The sequence below is a fragment of the Pseudidiomarina andamanensis genome (assembly GCF_009734345.1).
Classification (GTDB): domain Bacteria; phylum Pseudomonadota; class Gammaproteobacteria; order Enterobacterales; family Alteromonadaceae; genus Pseudidiomarina; species Pseudidiomarina andamanensis.
The window spans coordinates 602414-621573 of record NZ_CP032551.1; the positions used below are offsets into that span (position 1 = coordinate 602414).

The 19160-nt window shown below is 45.4% G+C and carries 14 protein-coding genes and 1 tRNA gene; 9 read left to right on the forward strand and 6 right to left on the reverse strand.

The features are described from left to right. Positions 1-3: 3 nt before the first annotated feature. The 8 genes from D3795_RS02915 to fabA all read left to right on the forward strand — a co-directional run bounded on the left by D3795_RS02915 (position 4) and on the right by fabA (position 10565). Entirely contained in the window at positions 4-930 is a 927-nt protein-coding gene (locus D3795_RS02915; RefSeq protein ID WP_156266091.1) for an SPFH domain-containing protein, read from the forward strand. A 124-nt stretch (positions 931-1054) separates the two neighbouring features. Further along, complete coding sequence (locus D3795_RS02920; RefSeq protein WP_156266092.1) at positions 1055-2101, forward strand: efflux RND transporter periplasmic adaptor subunit; 1047 nt, start codon at positions 1055-1057, stop codon at positions 2099-2101. Continuing rightward, complete coding sequence (locus D3795_RS02925) at positions 2098-5187, forward strand: efflux RND transporter permease subunit (RefSeq protein ID WP_156266093.1); 3090 nt, start codon at positions 2098-2100, stop codon at positions 5185-5187. The genes D3795_RS02920 and D3795_RS02925 overlap by 4 nt, the downstream gene beginning before the upstream one ends. Further along, on the forward strand, positions 5187-5741 hold the full coding sequence (locus D3795_RS02930) for an SRPBCC domain-containing protein (RefSeq protein WP_156266094.1): 555 nt from the start codon (positions 5187-5189) through the stop codon (positions 5739-5741). Before D3795_RS02925 ends, D3795_RS02930 begins: the two co-directional genes overlap by 1 nt. Before the next feature lie 82 nt (positions 5742-5823). Beyond that, entirely contained in the window at positions 5824-6846 is a 1023-nt protein-coding gene (locus D3795_RS02935; protein WP_156266095.1) for a CFI-box-CTERM domain-containing protein, read from the forward strand. A 258-nt stretch (positions 6847-7104) separates the two neighbouring features. Further along, positions 7105-7959: a TraB/GumN family protein gene (locus tag D3795_RS02940; RefSeq protein WP_156266096.1), complete on the forward strand. Its 855-nt coding sequence runs from the start codon at positions 7105-7107 to the stop codon at positions 7957-7959. Between the two features lie 71 nt (positions 7960-8030). After that, positions 8031-9944 carry an AAA family ATPase gene (locus D3795_RS02945; RefSeq protein WP_156266097.1) on the forward strand — a complete coding sequence of 638 codons (1914 nt, stop codon included), beginning with the start codon at positions 8031-8033 and terminating at the stop codon, positions 9942-9944. Positions 9945-10052: 108 nt separating this feature from the next. Next, positions 10053-10565 carry a 3-hydroxyacyl-[acyl-carrier-protein] dehydratase FabA gene (gene fabA / locus D3795_RS02950; protein ID WP_156266098.1) on the forward strand — a complete coding sequence of 171 codons (513 nt, stop codon included), beginning with the start codon at positions 10053-10055 and terminating at the stop codon, positions 10563-10565. 64 nt (positions 10566-10629) lie between these two features. Here fabA and rmf read toward each other — a convergent pair whose 3' ends face one another. The 5 genes from rmf to rlmKL form a co-directional block, all read right to left on the reverse strand. Beyond that, positions 10630-10803: a ribosome modulation factor gene (rmf, locus tag D3795_RS02955; RefSeq protein ID WP_126758826.1), complete on the reverse strand. Its 174-nt coding sequence runs from the start codon at positions 10801-10803 to the stop codon at positions 10630-10632. Between the two features lie 221 nt (positions 10804-11024). Beyond that, a complete protein-coding gene (locus D3795_RS02960; RefSeq protein WP_156266100.1) occupies positions 11025-12776 on the reverse strand; it encodes a DUF3466 family protein in 1752 nt (583 codons plus the stop codon). A gap of 7 nt (positions 12777-12783) precedes the next feature. After that, entirely contained in the window at positions 12784-14691 is a 1908-nt protein-coding gene (gene uup / locus D3795_RS02965) for an ATP-binding cassette ATPase Uup (protein ID WP_156266102.1), read from the reverse strand. Further along, entirely contained in the window at positions 14688-14924 is a 237-nt protein-coding gene (locus D3795_RS02970; RefSeq protein ID WP_156266104.1) for a glutaredoxin family protein, read from the reverse strand. Before D3795_RS02970 ends, uup begins: the two co-directional genes overlap by 4 nt. Then, positions 14917-17067 (reverse strand): bifunctional 23S rRNA (guanine(2069)-N(7))-methyltransferase RlmK/23S rRNA (guanine(2445)-N(2))-methyltransferase RlmL, encoded by a 2151-nt coding sequence (gene rlmKL, locus D3795_RS02975; protein WP_156266106.1) that lies wholly within the window; start codon positions 17065-17067, stop codon positions 14917-14919. The genes D3795_RS02970 and rlmKL overlap by 8 nt, the downstream gene beginning before the upstream one ends. Before the next feature lie 173 nt (positions 17068-17240). On the opposite strand from rlmKL, the gene D3795_RS02980 reads away from it, so the two are divergent. Continuing rightward, positions 17241-17317, forward strand: a tRNA-Met gene (locus tag D3795_RS02980). Between the two features lie 126 nt (positions 17318-17443). Here the strand turns inward: D3795_RS02980 and D3795_RS02985 are convergent. Continuing rightward, the gene (locus D3795_RS02985; RefSeq protein WP_173020976.1) at positions 17444-19135 is read right to left on the reverse strand and encodes a 5'-nucleotidase C-terminal domain-containing protein; all 1692 of its coding nucleotides are present in this window, start codon (positions 19133-19135) and stop codon (positions 17444-17446) included. Positions 19136-19160 lie beyond the last annotated feature (25 nt).

Genomic DNA, 19160 nt, shown 5'->3' on the forward strand with positions numbered 1-19160 from the left:
ATAATGAATGCCACGAATATTGAAACAATATTAGCGGTCGGCTTCGCATTAGCCGTCGTTATCATTATTTTAAAATCGGCGCGTATTGTTCCGCAACGCTCCAATTATGTGATTGAACGACTCGGTAAATATAGTCGCACGCTCGATTCGGGATTTCACATTCTCATTCCCTTTATCGACAAAGTAGCCTATCAGCACATCTTGAAAGAGGAAGTCATTGATGTTGAACGGCAAGCTTGTGTTACCCGCGATAATATTCAGGTAGGTATCAATGGCGTGCTATACATTCAAGTTGTCGATGCTCATAAAGCTAGTTACGGCATCAATGACTATCGTTATGCAGCATCACAGCTCGCACAAACAACGATGCGTTCGGTGATTGGTCAAACTGATCTCGATAAAACCTTTGAAGAACGCGCCCGGATTAATGAAATTGTCGTTCAAGCACTTGATGAAGCAGCAGCGCCATGGGGTATCAAAGTACTCCGCTACGAAATTTCGGATATCGAATTGCCGATGAGTATTAAGGATGCACTTGAACAGCAAATGCGCGCTGAGCGGGAACGACGTGCAGCCATTGCCAAATCTGAAGGCGAGCGGCAAGCGATGATCAACGTGTCTGAGGGGCATAAGCAAGAAGTCATCAACTTGTCAGAAGCAGAAAAGCAAAAGCAGATTAATGAAGCTGAAGGTCGTGCACGCGAAATTGAATTAATTGCTGAAGCTACCGCTGAAGGACTAGGCAAAATAGCACAAGCGATTCAACAACCAGGCGGACAAGATGCCGTTAGCCTGAGGGTTGCCGAACAATATGTGAAAGAATTCGGAAACTTAGCAAAAGAATCCAACACCCTCATTTTACCAGCTCAACTTGCGGATATTGGTAGCGCTGTTGCAGGCTTGACCGAAATCATCAAGAAGAAAAGCTGACCCGCTATACTCTAACTGGCGTAATTAAAAGGTCGTTCATCGAAGATGGACGACCTTTTGTGATCAAATTTGCGAAAATTTATCTACTTACAACACAGTGACTTTTTGAAACAGGATTCTATTCATGCAGTGGTTAAATCGGTTGGTTATCATCGGAACGCTTGTTACGTGTGCAGGGGGAACTTCGGTCGTTCACGCGCAGCAGTGGGGTGGTGGTGATCGTGCAGCATTAGTTGTGATGCAGCCGGTTGGCTTCGAACGCGTTCAGCGCTACGTTGAGTCGGTTGGCTATGCCGAAGCTAAGAGATCGGTTGAATTATATCCTGCCGTCAGTGATCTGGTTTTAGAAGTAAACTTTCAACCCGGACAACAAGTTGAGAAAGGCGATGTTTTAGTTCGCTTAGACGATCGTCAGCAACAAGTGGATTTACAACGAGCTCGAATTCAACTCGAGGATGCAGAACGTACATTAAAGCGCCTAACCACGAGTCGACAGCAGGGTGCAATTGCGCAAAGTGAGCTCGATGTCGCAATGACAGCGCGAGATTTATTGAAAGTTGCAGTCCGTGAAGCTGAAGTCGCCTACGAGGACCGCCAAGTTCGAGCCCCTTTTGACGGAATCGTTGGTATTACCGACGTCGAGGCGGGCGATAGAATTACCACTCAAACCCTGATTACGACAATCGATCAACGTCAACAATTGTATATTGACTTTAACGCGCCAGAAGCAGCTATTGAATTATTGCAAGATGGCGCCGAATTGGTTGTCCGACCCTGGACTAGCCGCGATACCAAAATCGCTGCTGAAATAGTCGAGATCGATTCGCGTGTTGATATCACCAATCGCACGATTCGCGTTCGCGCCGCCATTGATAACAGCAATGATTTATACCGTCCAGGCATGAGCTTTCGTGTCGCACTTGCATATCAAGGTGATAGTTACGCGGTTGTCCCGGAGGCGGCATTAATGTGGAGTGCTGATGGTGCCTATGTTTGGGTGGCCAAAGACGGCAAAGCTCAGCGTGTAAATGTCAATATCCAACAACGTCTTGAAGGTCGTATTTTAGTGTCAGGTGAATTGCAACTCGGTGATAATTTAATTGTTGAAGGTGTTCAAACCATACGCAATGGGCAGTCAGTTCGAGAGGCAACAGCGGAGGCACAGTTATGAAGTTTTCGCCGCAGTTGAATGACTTGCCGTCACTGGCCATTCGTCGACCTATTCTAATCGTTGTTCTTAATCTGCTAATCATTATTGCTGGCTATGCCGCAATTAATGGTGTTGAGGTTCGTGAACTACCGGATGTGGACCGGCCAATTGTCACTGTTTCGGCGAGTTTTCCTGGTGCAGCACCGGAAACGGTGGACACGGAAGTAACGAGTATTCTCGAAGGTGCCGCCGCACGAGTAAGTGGTGTCAAGCAAATCCGAGCCTCAAGCGAAGAGGGTAGCTCTCGAATTGTTGTGGAGTTTCGTCCAGGAATTGACTTGGACAGTGCCGCCAATGAGATGCGCGAAACCGTGAGCCAAGTGCAACGTCGTCTTCCTGAAGAGGTTGAAAATGTTGCGATCATCAAAGCCGATAATGATGCACAAGCGGTTGTGTCACTGGCTGTATCGAGCACGACGCTTGACCTTGAATCGTTAACCGAACGCGTTGAAACCGATTTGGCACCCAACTTTTTAAGTGTTCCGGGTGTAGCTGATGTTCGTCTAAATGGCGATCGTGAACGTGTCCTGCGTGTGATCCTTGATCCGCTTCGTTTGGCTAGTTTCCAATTGACGGTCACGGATGTCGCAAACGTGCTTCGGCAAGCGCCGTTTGATGTTCCCGCTGGGAGTTTAAAATCAACGGATCAACAACTCATTGTGCGCGCGGACGCGAGTTCGGTGACAGTTGATGACGTTGAAAATATTGTGATTCGAGACACCACACGAGTCGGTGACGTTGCAACGGTATACTTCGGACCTGCTGATGCGAACAGTATGGTGCGCCTCGACGGCAAACCGGTCATTGGTCTTGGCATTATTCGTCAGGCCCGCTCAAACACGATCGAAATCTCTGATGAGGTATTAGCGCTAGTTGACCGTCTGAAGCTGCAATACCCAGAGCTTGATATTCAAGTCACCTCAGATGATGCTAAGTTTATCCGTAGTTCCGTCGAAGAGGTTTTTATATCACTTGCGTTAACGATTGCGTTGGTGATCGTCACGTTGTGGGTATTTATCGGATCTGGTCGTGCGACGATCATTCCAGCACTGGCCATTCCAGTTGCTCTGATTGGCTCGATTGCTGTGATTTGGGTGCTCGGCTTCTCAGTAAATATTCTGACGTTGTTGGCATTAGTCCTCGCAACGGGTTTGATTGTTGATGACGCAATCGTCGTCTCAGAAAATATTCAACGTCGGCGTTCACTTGGGCTTGGAGCGAGGGCGTCTGCTGTTGTCGGAACTCGTGAAGTTTTCTTTGCGGTCGTGGCAACGACCGCTGTTCTAGTGGCAGTGTTTGTTCCAATCGCTTTCTTGCCTTCAACAGCGGGGCGTTTATTTAGAGAATTTGGTGGTGTCTTAGCCGCCGCTGTTATTATCTCGTCGTTCGTCGCACTGTCGCTCGTACCTGCATTAACTGCTCGATTACCGCTCAAAGAGTATTCGAAAGAAACAGTGTTGCAGCGTTTCGGCGGCCGTCTTCGTGCAATTTATCGAAAAACTCTGCATTTTGCGCTTGATAAAGCCCTGTGGGTTTTTGTTGGGAGTAGCATCATTGCTGGCATTGCAGGCTATTTATATTTTCAGGTCGATAACGAATTAATGCCGACTGAAGATCGCGGAACCATCCGTATTTTTGCTCGTGGTCCAGACGGTGTAGGTATTGATTTCATGGATCGTCAAGCTCAGAAAATGGAAGAAATACTTCTACCATATGTGAATGGCGGGGCTGTCGATAGTATCAATACCGTGGTCGGACAGTGGGATCCAAATTTAGTTTTTATTACGGTACGGTTGACTGATTGGGAAGAACGCGAGCAAAGCCAACAAGACATTATTAATGAAATCAGTGGCCCATTGGGTGAAATTCCAGGAGCGCCGGCTCGTGCATTTGGTTCGAATAGTCTTAATCTACGGGGCCAAGGCGGCGGATTAGAGTTTGCGTTAACTGGCGAAGAATATGCAGACATCTTCCATGCCGCACAAAAATTCACCGCTCGTTTACAGCAAGAATTGCCAGAAGTCGGGTATCCGCGTATCGGTTATCAACCAACACAGCCGCAACTTCGCGTCAATATTGATCGTAAGCGAGCTGAAGAGTTGGGCGTGCCGTTAAATGATATCTCTACGACGTTGCGAGCAGCAATTAACGGACTTGACGTGACTGATTTAAATATTGGTGACCAGGCCGTTCCGATTATGTTACAAGCGCAACGTGATTTGATTCGCGATCCAACTGACATTATGAATCTTTATGTTGGTTCGCAAGCTACCGGGCTTGTTCCGTTATCGAGTTTAACCACACTCACAGAAGAAGGTGTTCCAGCTGAATTAGAACGCCGCTCACAACGCCGTGCAATTCAGGTTGATATGCAATTACCAACGTCCATTCCATTAGAAGAAGTTGTTGAACGTTTGCGTGAGCTTGCCGCTGAAGAACTCCCAAATGGTGTTGGTCTGGTGCTACTTGGTGAAGCTGAAGCCTATGAAGAAACTTCGCGAGAAGTCGCGTTAACCTACATTTTGGCTTTTTTGATTGTGTTTCTAGTCTTGGCTGCTCAGTTTGAAAGTGTGAACTCAGCGATTGTGGTGATGGCAACGGTACCGTTTGGTATCGCGGCTGCGTTTTTTGCACTGTACATCACTGGCACCTCGATCAATATCTTCTCGCAAATTGGATTGGTGATGCTGATTGGCTTGATCGCGAAAAACTCAATTCTATTAGTTGAATTTGCCGATCAGCTTCGTGATCAAGGTGAATCAGTCCGTGAAGCGATTGAAAATGCAGCCGAAATTCGATTACGCCCAATTATGATGACGCTCGTTTCAACGCTACTAGGTGCACTGCCTTTGATTTTATCAATGGGCGCAGGTGCTGAGTCGCGTAACGCCATTGGTTGGGTCGTCTTCGGTGGCTTAGCTTTTGCAGTTTTATTTACCCTTTATCTAACACCGGTTCTATACTTAGCGATTGCACGTTTTACAAAACCACGTGCTGATGAAACGAATCGCCTTGAGAACGAGATGAAGCGAGCAGGGGAGTTATAATGGGTCAACTGGCTAGAGCGTTGCTTTATGGAACATTGGCAATCACAGGTGTTAGCTTCGGACCAAGCGCAGTTGCCGACGTTATGGATAGCTCAAAGGAGGGCTTCACCATTGAATTCAAGCAGACCATCAATGCTTCCGTTGTCGACGTATATAGTGGCTTGACTGATAATGTCGGACAATGGTGGCTCGATGATCATACTTGGTTTGGTAATGGTCAGAGCATGCAACTCGATGCACGAGCCGGCGGTTGTTTTTGTGAGATTTTTGGCGATTCACAAGCGCAGCATTTACAAGTAGCGATGATAATTCCGAATAAGCTCGTGCGTTTACTCGGTGGTTTAGGGCCATTACAAGGTGAGGGCGTCAGCGGTGTGATGGAATGGAGGCTCAATAATCTTGAAGAAACGTCGACGGAGCTCACGGTGTTTTATCGTGTCGGCGGTTATACACCAAATGATTTAAGTCAATGGGCACCCGCAGTCGAGAACGTTTTGCAACAGCAAATGACAGCCATGAAAACTTTTGTTGAAAATGAATTGGGAGCTCGCTAACTTCGCCAAATATGCTTGATTATTTGGTATTTTTTCAAATATTGCGTAAGGTTATTGATAAGTTCCTTAGCTGAGTGCAATTATGTTTTTACACAAACTTCCCAGACTAACAGCCGCTCTCGCTTTGTGCGGTGTAGGTGTCGTTCACGCGCAATCAGCCGACGACAGCAAAACACTCCCAATCTGTACAGCAGACGCTACCTTATTGCCGTTCTCCTTAAATTCAACGCTTTTTGAAGATGATATTGGGCGTGTCTATCTTTCTATTGATGGTCAGCGTGCGTTATCTCAAGACATCAAGATCCTGACTTCAGATGACCAAAACATGGCTTTTATTGAGAAGTTTGCGAAACAATCATCTTTTCACTTTCAAATGTATATTGGTGATAATGAACAGGGCGAGCGAACTTATCGATTTGAGTCCGCTTATTTTTTATTGCCGAGTTACTCAAATACAAACGCAGCGGGTGAAAAATTTCAGAGGTTTGCGAAGATAAATCAAATTGCGGTTGGCGAGAAGCAGTATGTTTATCAAGTCGAACCCAAACTGCCGTACAATAATTTTTATGAATATCCAATGACAGCTGCATTCGCTCACGCATCTTCGATGGCTTGGCTTGAGGGCGACCAGACTAGCATTTCGCTGCAATTAACTGACGAATCCTATGTTACCGAAATAATCATGCTGCCATCAAGCTGGGCGAAGTTTGGAGAAGTCATGGAGCGCGATGCATTATCATTATTTGATAAATATAACTCCGGGCAGTGCCAAGCTGATTATGCCTGCTTTTTTACCACAGCCGCCGTACAAACGATTGGTTTAGCCGATGACTGCTGGGAACTAACGCAATTACGAGCGTTTCGTGATGACGTGATGAAGCGAACTATTCTCGGTAGAGAACTCATTGAGCAGTATTATGCTGAAGCACCAAATATCGTGCGGCGTATTAATCAATTGAGCATCGCGAAACGGGTTTGGCTTAAAACTTATTGGTTCGATATTTTGCCCAATGCGCTACTGGCAAAGGTGGGATTAAATACACTTGCACAGAAACGATATATTAAATTGTTTAATCGATTACAAAAGCTTTCCTTAAGCGCTTAACTTAATCCATTTATACAATCGTTCGCTACGTGAAATCTATCAGAGTTTACGTAGCTGAACTGCCGATTTTCAAAATAACGCACGATTTATCAATTTAAATGTAAGTCATCACATTTAATTTATAACCTAATTAATCTCGTATTTAACATAATATACATTATACGAAATTAATAATATCTAGATTAAGGCTTGGTTCCGTATTCGAAATCTGAACCCTTTTCGTTATAGTCAGTAGCTAAAATTTAAGCTGGAGCACATATGAAATATTTAGTTGGTTTGATCTTTGCCCTTGTCAGTTCATGTAGTTTCGCAAACGTGTTCTATAAGATTGAACATGAGTCACAACCGACAGCTTATTTGTTTGGAACCATGCACATGGTTTGTCACGTTGATGCAAGCCTTCCTAGCGAAGTAACTTCAGCCTTTACAAATGCAAAACAGTTGGTTGTTGAAATAGATTTAACTGATAGCGCACAACAACGTTACTTACAGCAAAACGTGATGCAACAGCCAGCAGACTATTTACGGAAACATTTGACGGCTGAACAACTAACCAATTTGCGAGGCGTTGTCGAAAATGATCTGGGGTATCCGTATCAACAAATAAAAAGCCTGCGTCCGATCTTTATCAACGCCCTATTTCTGCAGCATTTTCTTGATTGTGACTCGCAGCCATTATTGCTGGATGAAATGCTCACACAACAAGCTCAAGTCAATTCAAAAGCCATTGTCGGACTAGAAACGGTAGCCGAACAACTGGCGTTATTTGACAGTATATCGCTGCAAGAGCAAGTTCAGGCTTTGTATGAGATGGCGATGAATCCACAGCAAAATCGTGACGATCTACAAGAACTGCAATCAGTTTATCTTAATGACGATAGTGATAAATTGTACGAAGTAATGCGTAGCCAAGCCGATTTTGACACGTTTGAGCAAGCGTTTTTAAGCCAGCGCAATAAAAACTGGGTTACTGAGTTGCCAAAATTAATCGCCTCGCAACCAACATTTATCGCCGTTGGTGCGGGACATTTATCCGGTACCGATGGTTTATTGACGTTATTACGCCAACAGGGTTACGAAATCACCCCAATTCCAATTAATTTTATTCGCTAGCAATAACGTGACAAGGCATGGCGTACGACGCGTACAGTGGTATCATGGGCGCCATATAAGGGAGATTACCTATGCGCATTGCTGCTGCAGCATTACAACCAAAGATTAACGAATGGGCGGGTCAACGCCCTACCGTCACGTCACCAAGCGCCCTAGTTGGCCAACAACGCGCCTTATCGGCTCTACAGCAGGCTTTAAGCACCGCTGGACGTTATGCCCACGGCTTCGTGGTTACGCCAGCTGGTATGCGTACTTATGACGTTCTTAATGAAGTCGAATCGAAGCAACAATGGCTTCACGCGGATAAGTTTGATTGGGTCTATGTAGCAAACCCTGAATCGGCAATTGAGCCACTGTGCGTTAATTTGCCGTACGGCAAGGCAAACGATTTTTTAGTGAAATTGTGGGAACTGCTGCAAGCTGATGTGTCGGTGCGCGGGCCATTACGAGATTTTATTGTTGAAGCCTTTCCAAGTGAACGCGTTGCTAATTATATCGAACTCGTCATTGATAAAACATTCGATGATTTGCCTGGTTCAGAATTAGCAACGGTTATTGTATCTCACAAAGAAAATGAACCGTTCATGTTGTGCGATCGGGTCACGGAAGCAAGTCTTTTCGGAAGTATTCGGTTGCAGAGTGTTGAAGGTACGATTTCGTCCGACTTGCATCTCATTGAGGCCGGTGCAGTTTTGAAAGCAAATGGTGGCGTACTTGCCATTGACGCTGAGGAACTACTAATCCAGCCGGGATTATGGCGTAAATTAAAGTACATTTTGCGCACGAGCGAATTTCACTGGCCGCAACCCGGCGACGCAAACATCGCAGCGTATTATCAGCCGGAACCTATTCCGGTTCACATTAAGGTGTTATTGCTTGGTGAGCGTGATATTTATGCACAGCTACGCGACATCGACCGTGATTTCGATAACTTATTCCCATATTTAGCTGATTTCTCGAGCCACTATTCGTTACAAAATGAGCCACTAGCACCCTACTTTGATTATCTTAGTTATGTTGAACGGGAATCGGCAGTATTGCCTTTGGCTGCTGATGCCTATGCCGCGCTATTTAAATTTGTGACACGCATTACTGACTTTCAAACCGAATTATCTCTCGATACCATTGCCATCATGCAGCTCATGCGTGAGGCCTGTGCCATTGCTCAAGTTTCAGGAAGCCAAGAAATTTCGGCTGATCATTTACAACAGGCGTTAAAGCAGCGTCATGAGCGCGATGGCTATATTGCGGAGTTAAGTCGCCGAGCGATTCTTGAAGGCCAGGTTTATATTGCTACCCAGGGTGAAGTTATTGGCCAAATTAATGGGTTGACAGTGATTACCGCAGGCGGCCATGAATTTGGTGAGCCAACGCGAATAACTGCAACAGTTCATTATGGTGACGGCGATATTATCGATATTGATAGAAAGTCAGAACTTAGCGGTAGTATTCATACAAAAGGTGTGATGATTTTAAGTGCCTATATTGCCAACGTATTCGCGCGTAATGAAGCGATGGCATTGTCCGCGACAATCGTTTTTGAACAGTCATATCATGAAGTTGATGGCGACAGTGCGTCGCTTGCTGAGCTCTGCTGTTTATTATCAGCGCTCGCAGAGGCTCCGATTCAACAAGGCTTAGCGATTACCGGTGCAGTTGACCAATTCGGTCGTGTGCAAGCCATTGGCGCAGTTAACGAGAAAATTGAAGGCTACTTCGAACTGTGTCGAACCCGTGGTCTAAGTGGTAAACAGGGCGTGATTATTCCTGCAGCCAACTTGAGTCAACTCAATCTTTCAGATGAAGTCATTCACGCTGTAGCTGACGAAAAGTTTCATGTGTACGCCATTGATCACGTAGGTGAAGCACTTGAATTACTGACACAAACTGAGCAAAAACAGTTATATGCTCGCATTGAGCAACGCTTAAACGAACTGCAACAAATTGAACGAGAAGTGCCGTTGTGGCGTCGTTGGTTTAGCTAAAAATACTTGTCGGACTTGTTAAGCGTACACGTGTTCGCTAATCTAGCGCCTATCTGTCTCACTCGATAGGCGCTGCACTTGTGTAACGCAACACTCAACAAGGTATTTATGAAACAATCTAGCTTTACTCGTGAAGAACTACTCGCATGCGGTCGGGGCGAAATGTTTGGTCCAGGCAATAGCCAACTCCCCGCTCCTAACATGCTAATGATGGATCGCGTGGTCGAAATCACTGAAGACGGCGGCGCTTATGGCAAGGGTTTTATTCACGCGGAGTTGGATATCACACCTGATTTGTGGTTCTTCGATTGCCATTTTATTGGTGACCCAGTGATGCCTGGCTGTTTAGGTCTCGATGCCATGTGGCAGCTTACTGGTTTCTTCCTCGCTTGCCTCGGTGGACCAGGTCGTGGTCGTGCACTTGGTGTCGGTGAAGTTAAATTCACTGGTCAAATTCTTCCTACAGCGAAAAAAGTCAGTTATTTCATTGACATGAAGCGCGTATTAAAACGCTCATTGTATATGGGTATTGCGGATGGCCGCGTTGAAGTTGATGGCAAAACCATCTACACCGCGAAAGATCTGAAGGTTGGGTTGTTTACTGACACCTCAACATTCTAATTAGCTTTAGACGTTAAAAAGCCCGCGCTGCGGGCTTTTTTTATAATTTTTATATTGCGGGTTGTTAGCGGAATAAACCACCGCCTCGCGCTTCCATGGCATCTCGCCAACCGCCTAACCACTGTGACCGTATATCTTGATTCTGGTAGGGACATAGTTCTTTTGAACGACCAGATACTCCGGCTTTAAACCCCTGTGCATGCGCACGTTCTAGGCGATCGCGTTTTTGTCGTTTCATAATGCACTTCCTCGTCCAGTTTTTGTTCGTTTAATTTTGAAAAAGAGCGCCGAACAATTTTCTCAAAGAGAATTCTTAATTTTTTATGACGCTCTTGTTTAATAGATAGCAATTCTGGACGGGAGTTCAAATGAAAAAAACGGCGTATTTCGAAACGACTTTTTAAGTCGATGAAAATACGCCGTTTATTAATTATTGGCTACTTAGAATAACTTGTTTAGTTAGCTTATAAATTTGCGTCTAAGTGTAATAAGACCACCAATCAATAACATACAAGCGATACTCCACGGCGTGGTCGCTGCACCTTGGCGTACAACTTTATCTTCGTCGCTTGTACAGCCCGTAAACTCACCACTTTCAGGGTTCAGAATGAGCGACTCGGCAACCTGCTCAGTTTGAACATCACCATTTTCATCGGTGTACTCACGTTCTGCTGTAGCGGTAACCAAAATTTGGTTTTGCTCATTAATCGACTCGGCAGACACAATGAAGTATTCAGAGTCGCAACCAATCGCTTCGTTTAGATTGACCAAACCTTGTTCCGGATTGTTCAAATCAAAGTAATAACCTACTCGACGACGCGCTGAATCAATCTGTGTATCGATTTCGGCGCTACCGACAATAATTCCTTGGTTGTTGATTGCTTTTGGATAAGTCGCCGAGCCAGTGAACAGAGTTGGCAGGGTCGTAAATGTGTCATCTTGAACTGAATAACTGAACGGAACCGCACGACGTGATCCTTGAATATTCTGCAGCACATAGCCAATTGCGATATCGTTATCGTTAATATCGGTGGCCGCGCCCCATAAATATTCTTCACTTGTGGTCACTGCGCGAGTTTCGCCATTGATAAAAATGGCTGGCATTTTAATACGGCCGCCAACTACAGGCTCCTCACCATAGTAAGTCCAACTTTGACCAACGGCGATATCATTATTGTTAACGGCATAGGCGTAAGTAGACCAATGAAAGTCATCAGCCTCTAGGCGTTCCATCAATGGAGCATACGTGGTCTCGCTAATGACTGCGCCTTGCGCATCTAACTGCCAAACGGTTGCATGCATATCATAAATTGAACCATTGGTGGCCAACTGCGAACCATTAAATGAACTTAAGTTGCTAGCTGTACCGCCCTGATATGTGTGCCAAGCGCCCCATACACAAGTATAAAGTGTGGTAGACGACGATGGCTCTGAAGTTGATTCAGTACAGGTATCAATGCGCGTTTGCGCTTGCGGTGTCACTGCGACGCTTTGAAAACCAACGGCTACGTTATTTTCATTGATATCAAACAGACCTGACTCACCACCTAAGATAGATTGTTCAGCCGGTGCAAGTAATTGCTGATTTGTGCCGTCGTACCACAACGCTCGGCTGGTAAATTCGCGCGTGGCGTAATTGATAGTTACTGGCTCAGGCGTATCACCGCCCTCTTGTGCTTCGGGTTGGAAAGTATGGTCAAAACGCGTATATGGTGCGCTTGCGATACCAACGCGAATGTTATTTTGATTTAGCCCAAGAAATTGATGATCAGCCGAGTTCAGCTGGCTAGATGCACCGTTTCCAGCACTGTTTAATAAGGCTGGTAAAGCAACAGTTTGACCGTCATAGTCGCCGGCAAAGTTAACTGCCAAGCGTAAGGTAGTCAGCGAGCCATTGACTCGGTCCTCAAGACGTCGAACCAATGCAATATATTGTTGGTAAGTGAGTTCATCGGTGGCTGGATCAAATTCAGGTGGGATACCAGCTTCTACCAATAGCGAATCACTTATCAAATCGAAATTAATATCGGCAGCCAGAGGTAGACGCATGTGTAAAGCTGCCAAGCCTTGGTCATTCAGCGCGACACCGTAGGTATTTTGAACTGATTCCGGCGTTACAATTGGTTGTACTGTATAGTTCTGTGCCGCAGCAACGCCACTTAGTGAGGCTGCAACGGTTGCGACTAATAGACGGGTTTTAAACTGTTTCATAGATGGCTTAACTGCTCTCTTGTTGTAAATTCTCTAATTCATCCCAGCGCTCTAAAGCTTCCATCAGCTCATTTTCTAACGCCCCTAAGCGCTCTAAAACAGGAGCTGTAACGGTATGTGGCTGATTATAAAAATCTGGGTCGTTCGTTTGTTGTTCTAATTGTTCTTGCTCTTGCTCAAGTGCTGCTATACGTTCCGGAAGCATATCTAATTCGCGCTGCAACTTGTAGGATAACTTTTTCTTTGGCTCAGAAGAACCCCGAGGCTTTGATTCTGGCTTGTCTGACCGAGCTTCAAGCGCTTTAGTTCCCTGCTTTTCATTGAGATAGTGATTAATTTCAGTAAAGCCACCAAATATTTCGGTAATGGCTCCGTGACCTTCGAACAACAATACGCTAGTTGCCGTATTATCTACAAATTCACGGTCGTGACTAACAAGAATCACGGTACCTTGATAATCCGCTACAATTTGTTCCAATAACTCCAACGTATCAATATCTAAATCGTTAGTTGGTTCGTCGAGGATTAAAAAATTACTAGGCTGAAGGAATAGCCGAGCTAATAATGCACGATTTCTCTCACCGCCTGACAACGCCTTAACCGGCGTGCGAGCTTGTTTCGGGGAAAATAAAAAGTCTTGTAAGTAGCTTAAGATATGCCGTGTTTTGCCGTTATATGTAACATCTTGCTTGCCATCACCAATGTTTTCGGCAACGGTTAATTCAGGATTTAACTGCGCCCGATGCTGATCAAAGTAAGCGACCTCAAGGTTCGTGCCGCGTTTAACGATGCCAGAGTCTACCTCTTGTTGACCTAACAGCACGCGAATTAATGTACTCTTGCCACAGCCGTTCGGCCCCACCAATGCCAGCTTATCGCCACGTTGCAAGGTCAAATTGAAGTCTTTGAGAATAGTTTTGTCGCCAAAACTAAGTTGCAAGTTTTCGCCTTCAAACACCAACTTACCAGAACGATTCGCTTCTTGTACGGCAAGCTTGGCAGAACCTTGTTGCTCGCGTCGCGCTTGACGTTCTTTACGTAAGGCTTGAAGCGCTCTAACCCGTCCTTCATTGCGAGTACGGCGAGCTTTTACGCCCTCACGTATCCATGCCTCTTCTTGCGCTAATTTTTTATCGAATTCAGCGTTTTGATTCGCTTCAATCTCAAGCAGTTCTTGTTTTGCTGTAAGGTATTTATCGTAATTCCCTGGAAAGCTGGTCAAATTGCCGCGATCGAGATCGATAATACGTGTGGCGAGATTACGAATAAACGCACGATCGTGACTGATGAATAGCACAGCCCCACGAAACTCTCTCACCATAGACTCAAGCCAGGTCACCATTTCAACGTCTAAGTGGTTAGTTGGTTCATCCAGTAACAATAAATCGGGGTTTACAACCAACGCACGTGCCAGTGCAACGCGTCGCAACCAACCACCAGATAACGAATCCATGGTGGCATCTTCGGGAAGCTCAAGTTGGCTTAAGATGCTTTCAATGCGTGATTGTAATTGCCAGCCGTCCGCCGCTTCAATTGCAGTTTGCAACGTGGCCATACGTTGCAAAATAGTATCACTATCAGGCCGGTCATTTAGTTCAAGTAAAGCGTGATGGTATTGTTGAAGTGTTGCACCAATATCCGCCAAACCCTCTGCCACATAGTCATAGACCGATTGTGAGGAATTTGCAGGCGGATCTTGTGGCAATCGAGCAACAACCGTATCGCCAACAACCTGAACTTCGCCATCATCAAGCAATACCTCGCCGGCAATTACCTTTAATAATGTTGATTTGCCAGCCCCATTACGACCGACAATACATACGCGCTCACCCGATTCGATAACTAGGTCTGCATGATCAAGAATGGGATCGTTACCAAATGCGAGTTGTGCTTGATGTAAACGAACTAAATTCATGTATTTAAAAAATCCTCTAGGGGTTGCTGAAACGGCCAGCGTAACTCGGCGTCATCGTGCGCACGAATTAATACCGGAATTAGCCAAGCATACTCTTGTTGTAGATCGTGTTGCTCACTGATATCAACGATGTGCAACCGAATTGGTTCCTCTGGCTGTGCCTGATGTAATAGCTTTAGCGCTTCATCACAGAGTGGACAATTCGGTTTCGTTAATAAATAAAAATCAGTCACTTTGACGTACCTTGAACAAGTGATGAATACCCTTGTGACGTGCAAAATCCGGTGAAATAGATCGCTGTGTTAAATCGTCAGCAACTAAATAGGCCTCGGCTAAAAGCTCTTCGTCTAATTTGAAGCGACGTTTGTTATTCGAAAATAGAATCACGCCATTATCTTTCAATAACCGAGCCGCTAACTTCAGTAACATCACGTGATCACGCTGTACATCCAATACATCTTCCATCCGCTTCGAATTCGAGAACGTTGGCGGATCTAAGAAAATCACATCATAACGCTGCTGTGGACGTTGTTCGCGTAACCATTGCATGCAATCAGCTTGAATGAATTGGTATTGTCGACCATATAGCTTGTTAAGGGTAAAATTACGTTGGCCCCAAGCTAAGTATGTTCTTGATAAATCAACAGAAACTGCTTCTTTTGCGCCGCCAAGTGCGGCGTGAACCGACGCTGAACAAGTGTACGCAAATAGATTCAAAACAGACTTGTTTTCACTGATTTTACCGAGTTCTCGTCGAGCCCAGCGATGATCGAGGAATAAGCCGGTGTCAAGGTAGTCACTTAAATTCACCTCAAACTGTGCATTGTATTCATGGACAATACGCACCAACCCGCGAGGCTCTTGTTTTTGATATTGCTGTTTGCCAGATTGTTTCTGACGAACCTTTAAGGTCATATTTTCTGCTGAAAAAGGCAATTCCTGCGCCAACGTATCAATCAAAAACCATAAACGGTCCTTCGCCACCCCCTCAGGGATGTCTTTTGGTGCTGCATATTCTTGAATCACCAAGCAATCATCGTAAACGTCAACAGCGGCATTGTACTCAGGCAAGTCGGCGTCATATAATCGCCAAGCGTTAACTCCTTCTTTTGCCGCCCATTTTTCAAATTTATGCCAGTTCTTTTTAAGTCGATTAGCGAGATCGCTAGATTGCGTTTGAGTAAATTCTGGTTGTTCTTGGGTTAAGTCATAAAGCGCTAAAGTGGTCTCGATTGCCCCATTAAATAGCTTATATTTACGGTGACTACGCAACTTCATGCGCTTGAGAAGTGTATCATCGCCAGCTAGCACCCCAACCTGCCAACCATGAAAGTGCTCACGCAGTTGCGCACCAAAACGACGGTATAACAGCAATGTTTCAATCTCTTCACCTAAACGTTCACCATATGGTGGGTTACAGATAAGTAAAGGTGTTTCGGTACTACTTTCAGATTGCTCTATCGGTGGTGTTGTCAATTGCTCCGCATTCATACGCTGCCATTCGCATAAATCAGCTATGCCCAGTCTAATTGCGTTTTGTTCCGCTATAGCCAACATTTTTGCGTCATTGTCATAACCAATAAACCGAGCATCAGTTTGATCTAATGCCGATTCGAAGCGCTGCTGCGCATCTGAACGAATCTGTTGCCAGACTGTCTCGTCATGCTCAGCCCACTGCTGAAATCCCCATTCAGTGCGTGTCAAACCTGGTGCGCGATCGAGTCGAATCATCGCCGCTTCAAGCAGTAATGTTCCAGAACCGCAAAACGGATCTAACACGACGTTGGTTTTATTTGTCATACCGCTGCGCAAAACAACAGCTGCCGCAAGCGTTTCTCGTAATGGTGCCGCACCCTGCTGTTGGCGATACCCGCGTTTGTGCAGGCTCTCACCGGCTAAATCGAGATACCACGTTAATTTTTCTTTTTGAATGTGGGCATTGATGCGAATATCGGGAAACTCTTTCGATACATTTGGTCGCGGTAAGCCCTGCTCACGAAATCGGTCGACAATACCGTCTTTTATTAACTGTGCGCCGAATTGCGTGTGACGGATTTCATGGTTACGACCACTAAAATCAATAATAAAGGTTTGATCCGCTCTAAATATGTTTTCCCACTCGGTCTGCGCAACCGCGACGGGGATATCTTTCGCCGATTTTATAAAGGTTTCACCAAGTGTTAATAGCACTCGGTTCGCAAGGCGAGTCCAGAGGCAAACATGGTAAGCATCGGCTAGCTCGCCTTGAAACCAACAGCCGCCGGCGGTTTGCCGTACTTCAGCAACGCCAAGTTGGGTTAATTCATCAAATAAAAGAGGTTCAAGACCTTTGGCGCAAGTTGCGAATAAACGATATGAAGTTGACTGTGTGGTCATGGATGCGTCTAAGTTATGTAACATGGCGCTATTATAGCGAACTCACTGCCCTGTGTATTGCGTGAATTGTTGCTTTATTGGGCGGTTGAACGCGAATCGTCTATTTAATAAGCGAACGGTTCAATGAGTGCTTGCGTTTGCCTAGAGCAAGCTATAACATGCGCAGCATCGGACGCGGGGTGGAGCAGTCTGGTAGCTCGTCGGGCTCATAACCCGAAGGTCGTAGGTTCAAATCCTGCCCCCGCAACCAATTTCCTGAATACCTAAGAACCGTTAATCGTTAGTCGTTATTAGTTATTCGTAAAAACCAAAAACAAACCTAAAATCCCCTTCTGTTTTACTTCGAATAACCAATAACGAATAACGAACAACGCTCTCAGTTCTTATCGATCTTCCAGTTTTGGCGGAGAGTAGCTGGATATCCCTTGTCTCCCAAAAATCGCAAATACTCAATCAAAATATGCTGTATTTGATCAGGGCTACTATAAATAATCTGGCTACCATCTAAATCCGCAATATCACCGCCGCCATTAGCACGATAATTATTCGTCACCACCGCGTATTTCTGCTCATCGTTAATCTCGGGTGAGGTTTCAACACGTTGGCCTATCGGTTGGCTTGGGTTAATTTGGTAATCGATACCGCTAAATGTGTCGAATTGGTACGATGGAATATCTGTTTTTATCCAGCTCCACCGATCATCGGCGGAACCTAACTGTAGCGCTGATGCGGCGTCCTCCAGCCAAACTTTCAGCGTCTTACCGGTCACGACGAGAACGTCTAACGTGTTTGGATATCGGTATAAATCACCGATATCACCAAGCGTCACTGCCCCGCCTTCGATTGATGTAAAGTCGTCAGATGCAGATAGTGCGGCGTGAAATGGTGCCACGGCACTTAATCGCGGTAATTCTGTCCACGGCAATGCATTGGCTAGTGCATAGCGTTCTATATACCAAAGTTGTGCATCGTGAATAAGTTGCATCGCTAGCGTAGGTTCTATACGGGCGAATTGTTGGCTTAACGTTGTTTGGGTATGGCCAATCGGTTGCTGCATAAACGCCACCGTTGCTTGATGTGCGGGTTCAAGTTGATCGACGAGTGCTTCATTACGCGCAGCAGTGACGCGTTCAACTCTGGCTGCTTTCGATAAAACCACCCAACCTTGACGTTCTTTGGAATAATTGAGGGTAAAATCGAGAATACCCAGGTGTTCAGCATGCACACCTGGTTGTACTGCTGGAATGCCAAACACAGTGCCTTGTTTACTATCGACTTGGTCTAGGCCATCGTAGACTTCGGTTCCTGGAAACACCTCATGTTGATGACCGAAAATTATGCCATCGATACCAGCTAATTGCGCTAGTTCCCAAACGCCCTGCTCACTATCTTTGCCGTCACTGCTTTGCTTTGGCATACCTGTATGAGCAACAAGAATAACAATATCAGCACCGGCATCGCGAACGGCTTTAACGGCTCGTTGAGCCGCATCATACATTGGTTCGACACGAACATGGTTAGTTAGATGATGGGCGTCCCATTGCATGATTTGTGGCGGCAGGACACCGACCAAGCCAATATTAATCACGGTAGTCGATGCCGCAGTATTGGCCACTTCCTTCCGAATAATCACATATGGTTTATGTGTTAAATGTTGTTTTGCGAATGATGAAGTTGCATGCAAATTAGCACTTAAAATGGGGGCTGAAACGCCCGCATAAGCTTGAGATAAATATTCGAGACCATAATTGAATTCGTGGTTACCGAGGTTAACGGCATCATATCCAATGCTATTCAGTAAGTTAGCTAATGGTAGCGGGTTCTGACTTGAGGCCGCGGCGACCATGTAATCAGTAAATGGTGAACCTTGAATTAAATCACCATTCTCAATCAACAGACTAATGTCAGCAGAAGCTCTTTCTTGCTCAATTAATGTTGCCGTGTGTACAAGACCGTTTATTTCAGGCCGCTGAGAAAAGTAGTTAAAGCCAGTGAAATGGCCATGAACGTCACTGGTAGCTAGTATTCGAAGTGTGATTGATTCAGCTTTTACAGCGGTACTGGTCATACAGCAAATTCCAGCAATTAAGCAG

Coding starts and splice junctions, on each gene's coding strand:
- D3795_RS02935 (WP_156266095.1), top strand. CDS start 5,824: ATGTTTTTACACAAACTTCCCAGACTAACAGCCGCTCTCGCTTTGTGC.
- rlmKL (WP_156266106.1), bottom strand. CDS start 17,067: ATGACCACACAGTCAACTTCATATCGTTTATTCGCAACTTGCGCCAAA.
- uup (WP_156266102.1), bottom strand. CDS start 14,691: ATGAATTTAGTTCGTTTACATCAAGCACAACTCGCATTTGGTAACGAT.
- D3795_RS02985 (WP_173020976.1), bottom strand. CDS start 19,135: ATGACCAGTACCGCTGTAAAAGCTGAATCAATCACACTTCGAATACTA.
- D3795_RS02940 (WP_156266096.1), top strand. CDS start 7,105: ATGAAATATTTAGTTGGTTTGATCTTTGCCCTTGTCAGTTCATGTAGT.
- D3795_RS02960 (WP_156266100.1), bottom strand. CDS start 12,776: ATGAAACAGTTTAAAACCCGTCTATTAGTCGCAACCGTTGCAGCCTCA.
- D3795_RS02920 (WP_156266092.1), top strand. CDS start 1,055: ATGCAGTGGTTAAATCGGTTGGTTATCATCGGAACGCTTGTTACGTGT.
- D3795_RS02945 (WP_156266097.1), top strand. CDS start 8,031: ATGCGCATTGCTGCTGCAGCATTACAACCAAAGATTAACGAATGGGCG.
- rmf (WP_126758826.1), bottom strand. CDS start 10,803: ATGAAACGACAAAAACGCGATCGCCTAGAACGTGCGCATGCACAGGGG.
- D3795_RS02915 (WP_156266091.1), top strand. CDS start 4: ATGAATGCCACGAATATTGAAACAATATTAGCGGTCGGCTTCGCATTA.
- D3795_RS02930 (WP_156266094.1), top strand. CDS start 5,187: ATGGGTCAACTGGCTAGAGCGTTGCTTTATGGAACATTGGCAATCACA.
- D3795_RS02925 (WP_156266093.1), top strand. CDS start 2,098: ATGAAGTTTTCGCCGCAGTTGAATGACTTGCCGTCACTGGCCATTCGT.
- fabA (WP_156266098.1), top strand. CDS start 10,053: ATGAAACAATCTAGCTTTACTCGTGAAGAACTACTCGCATGCGGTCGG.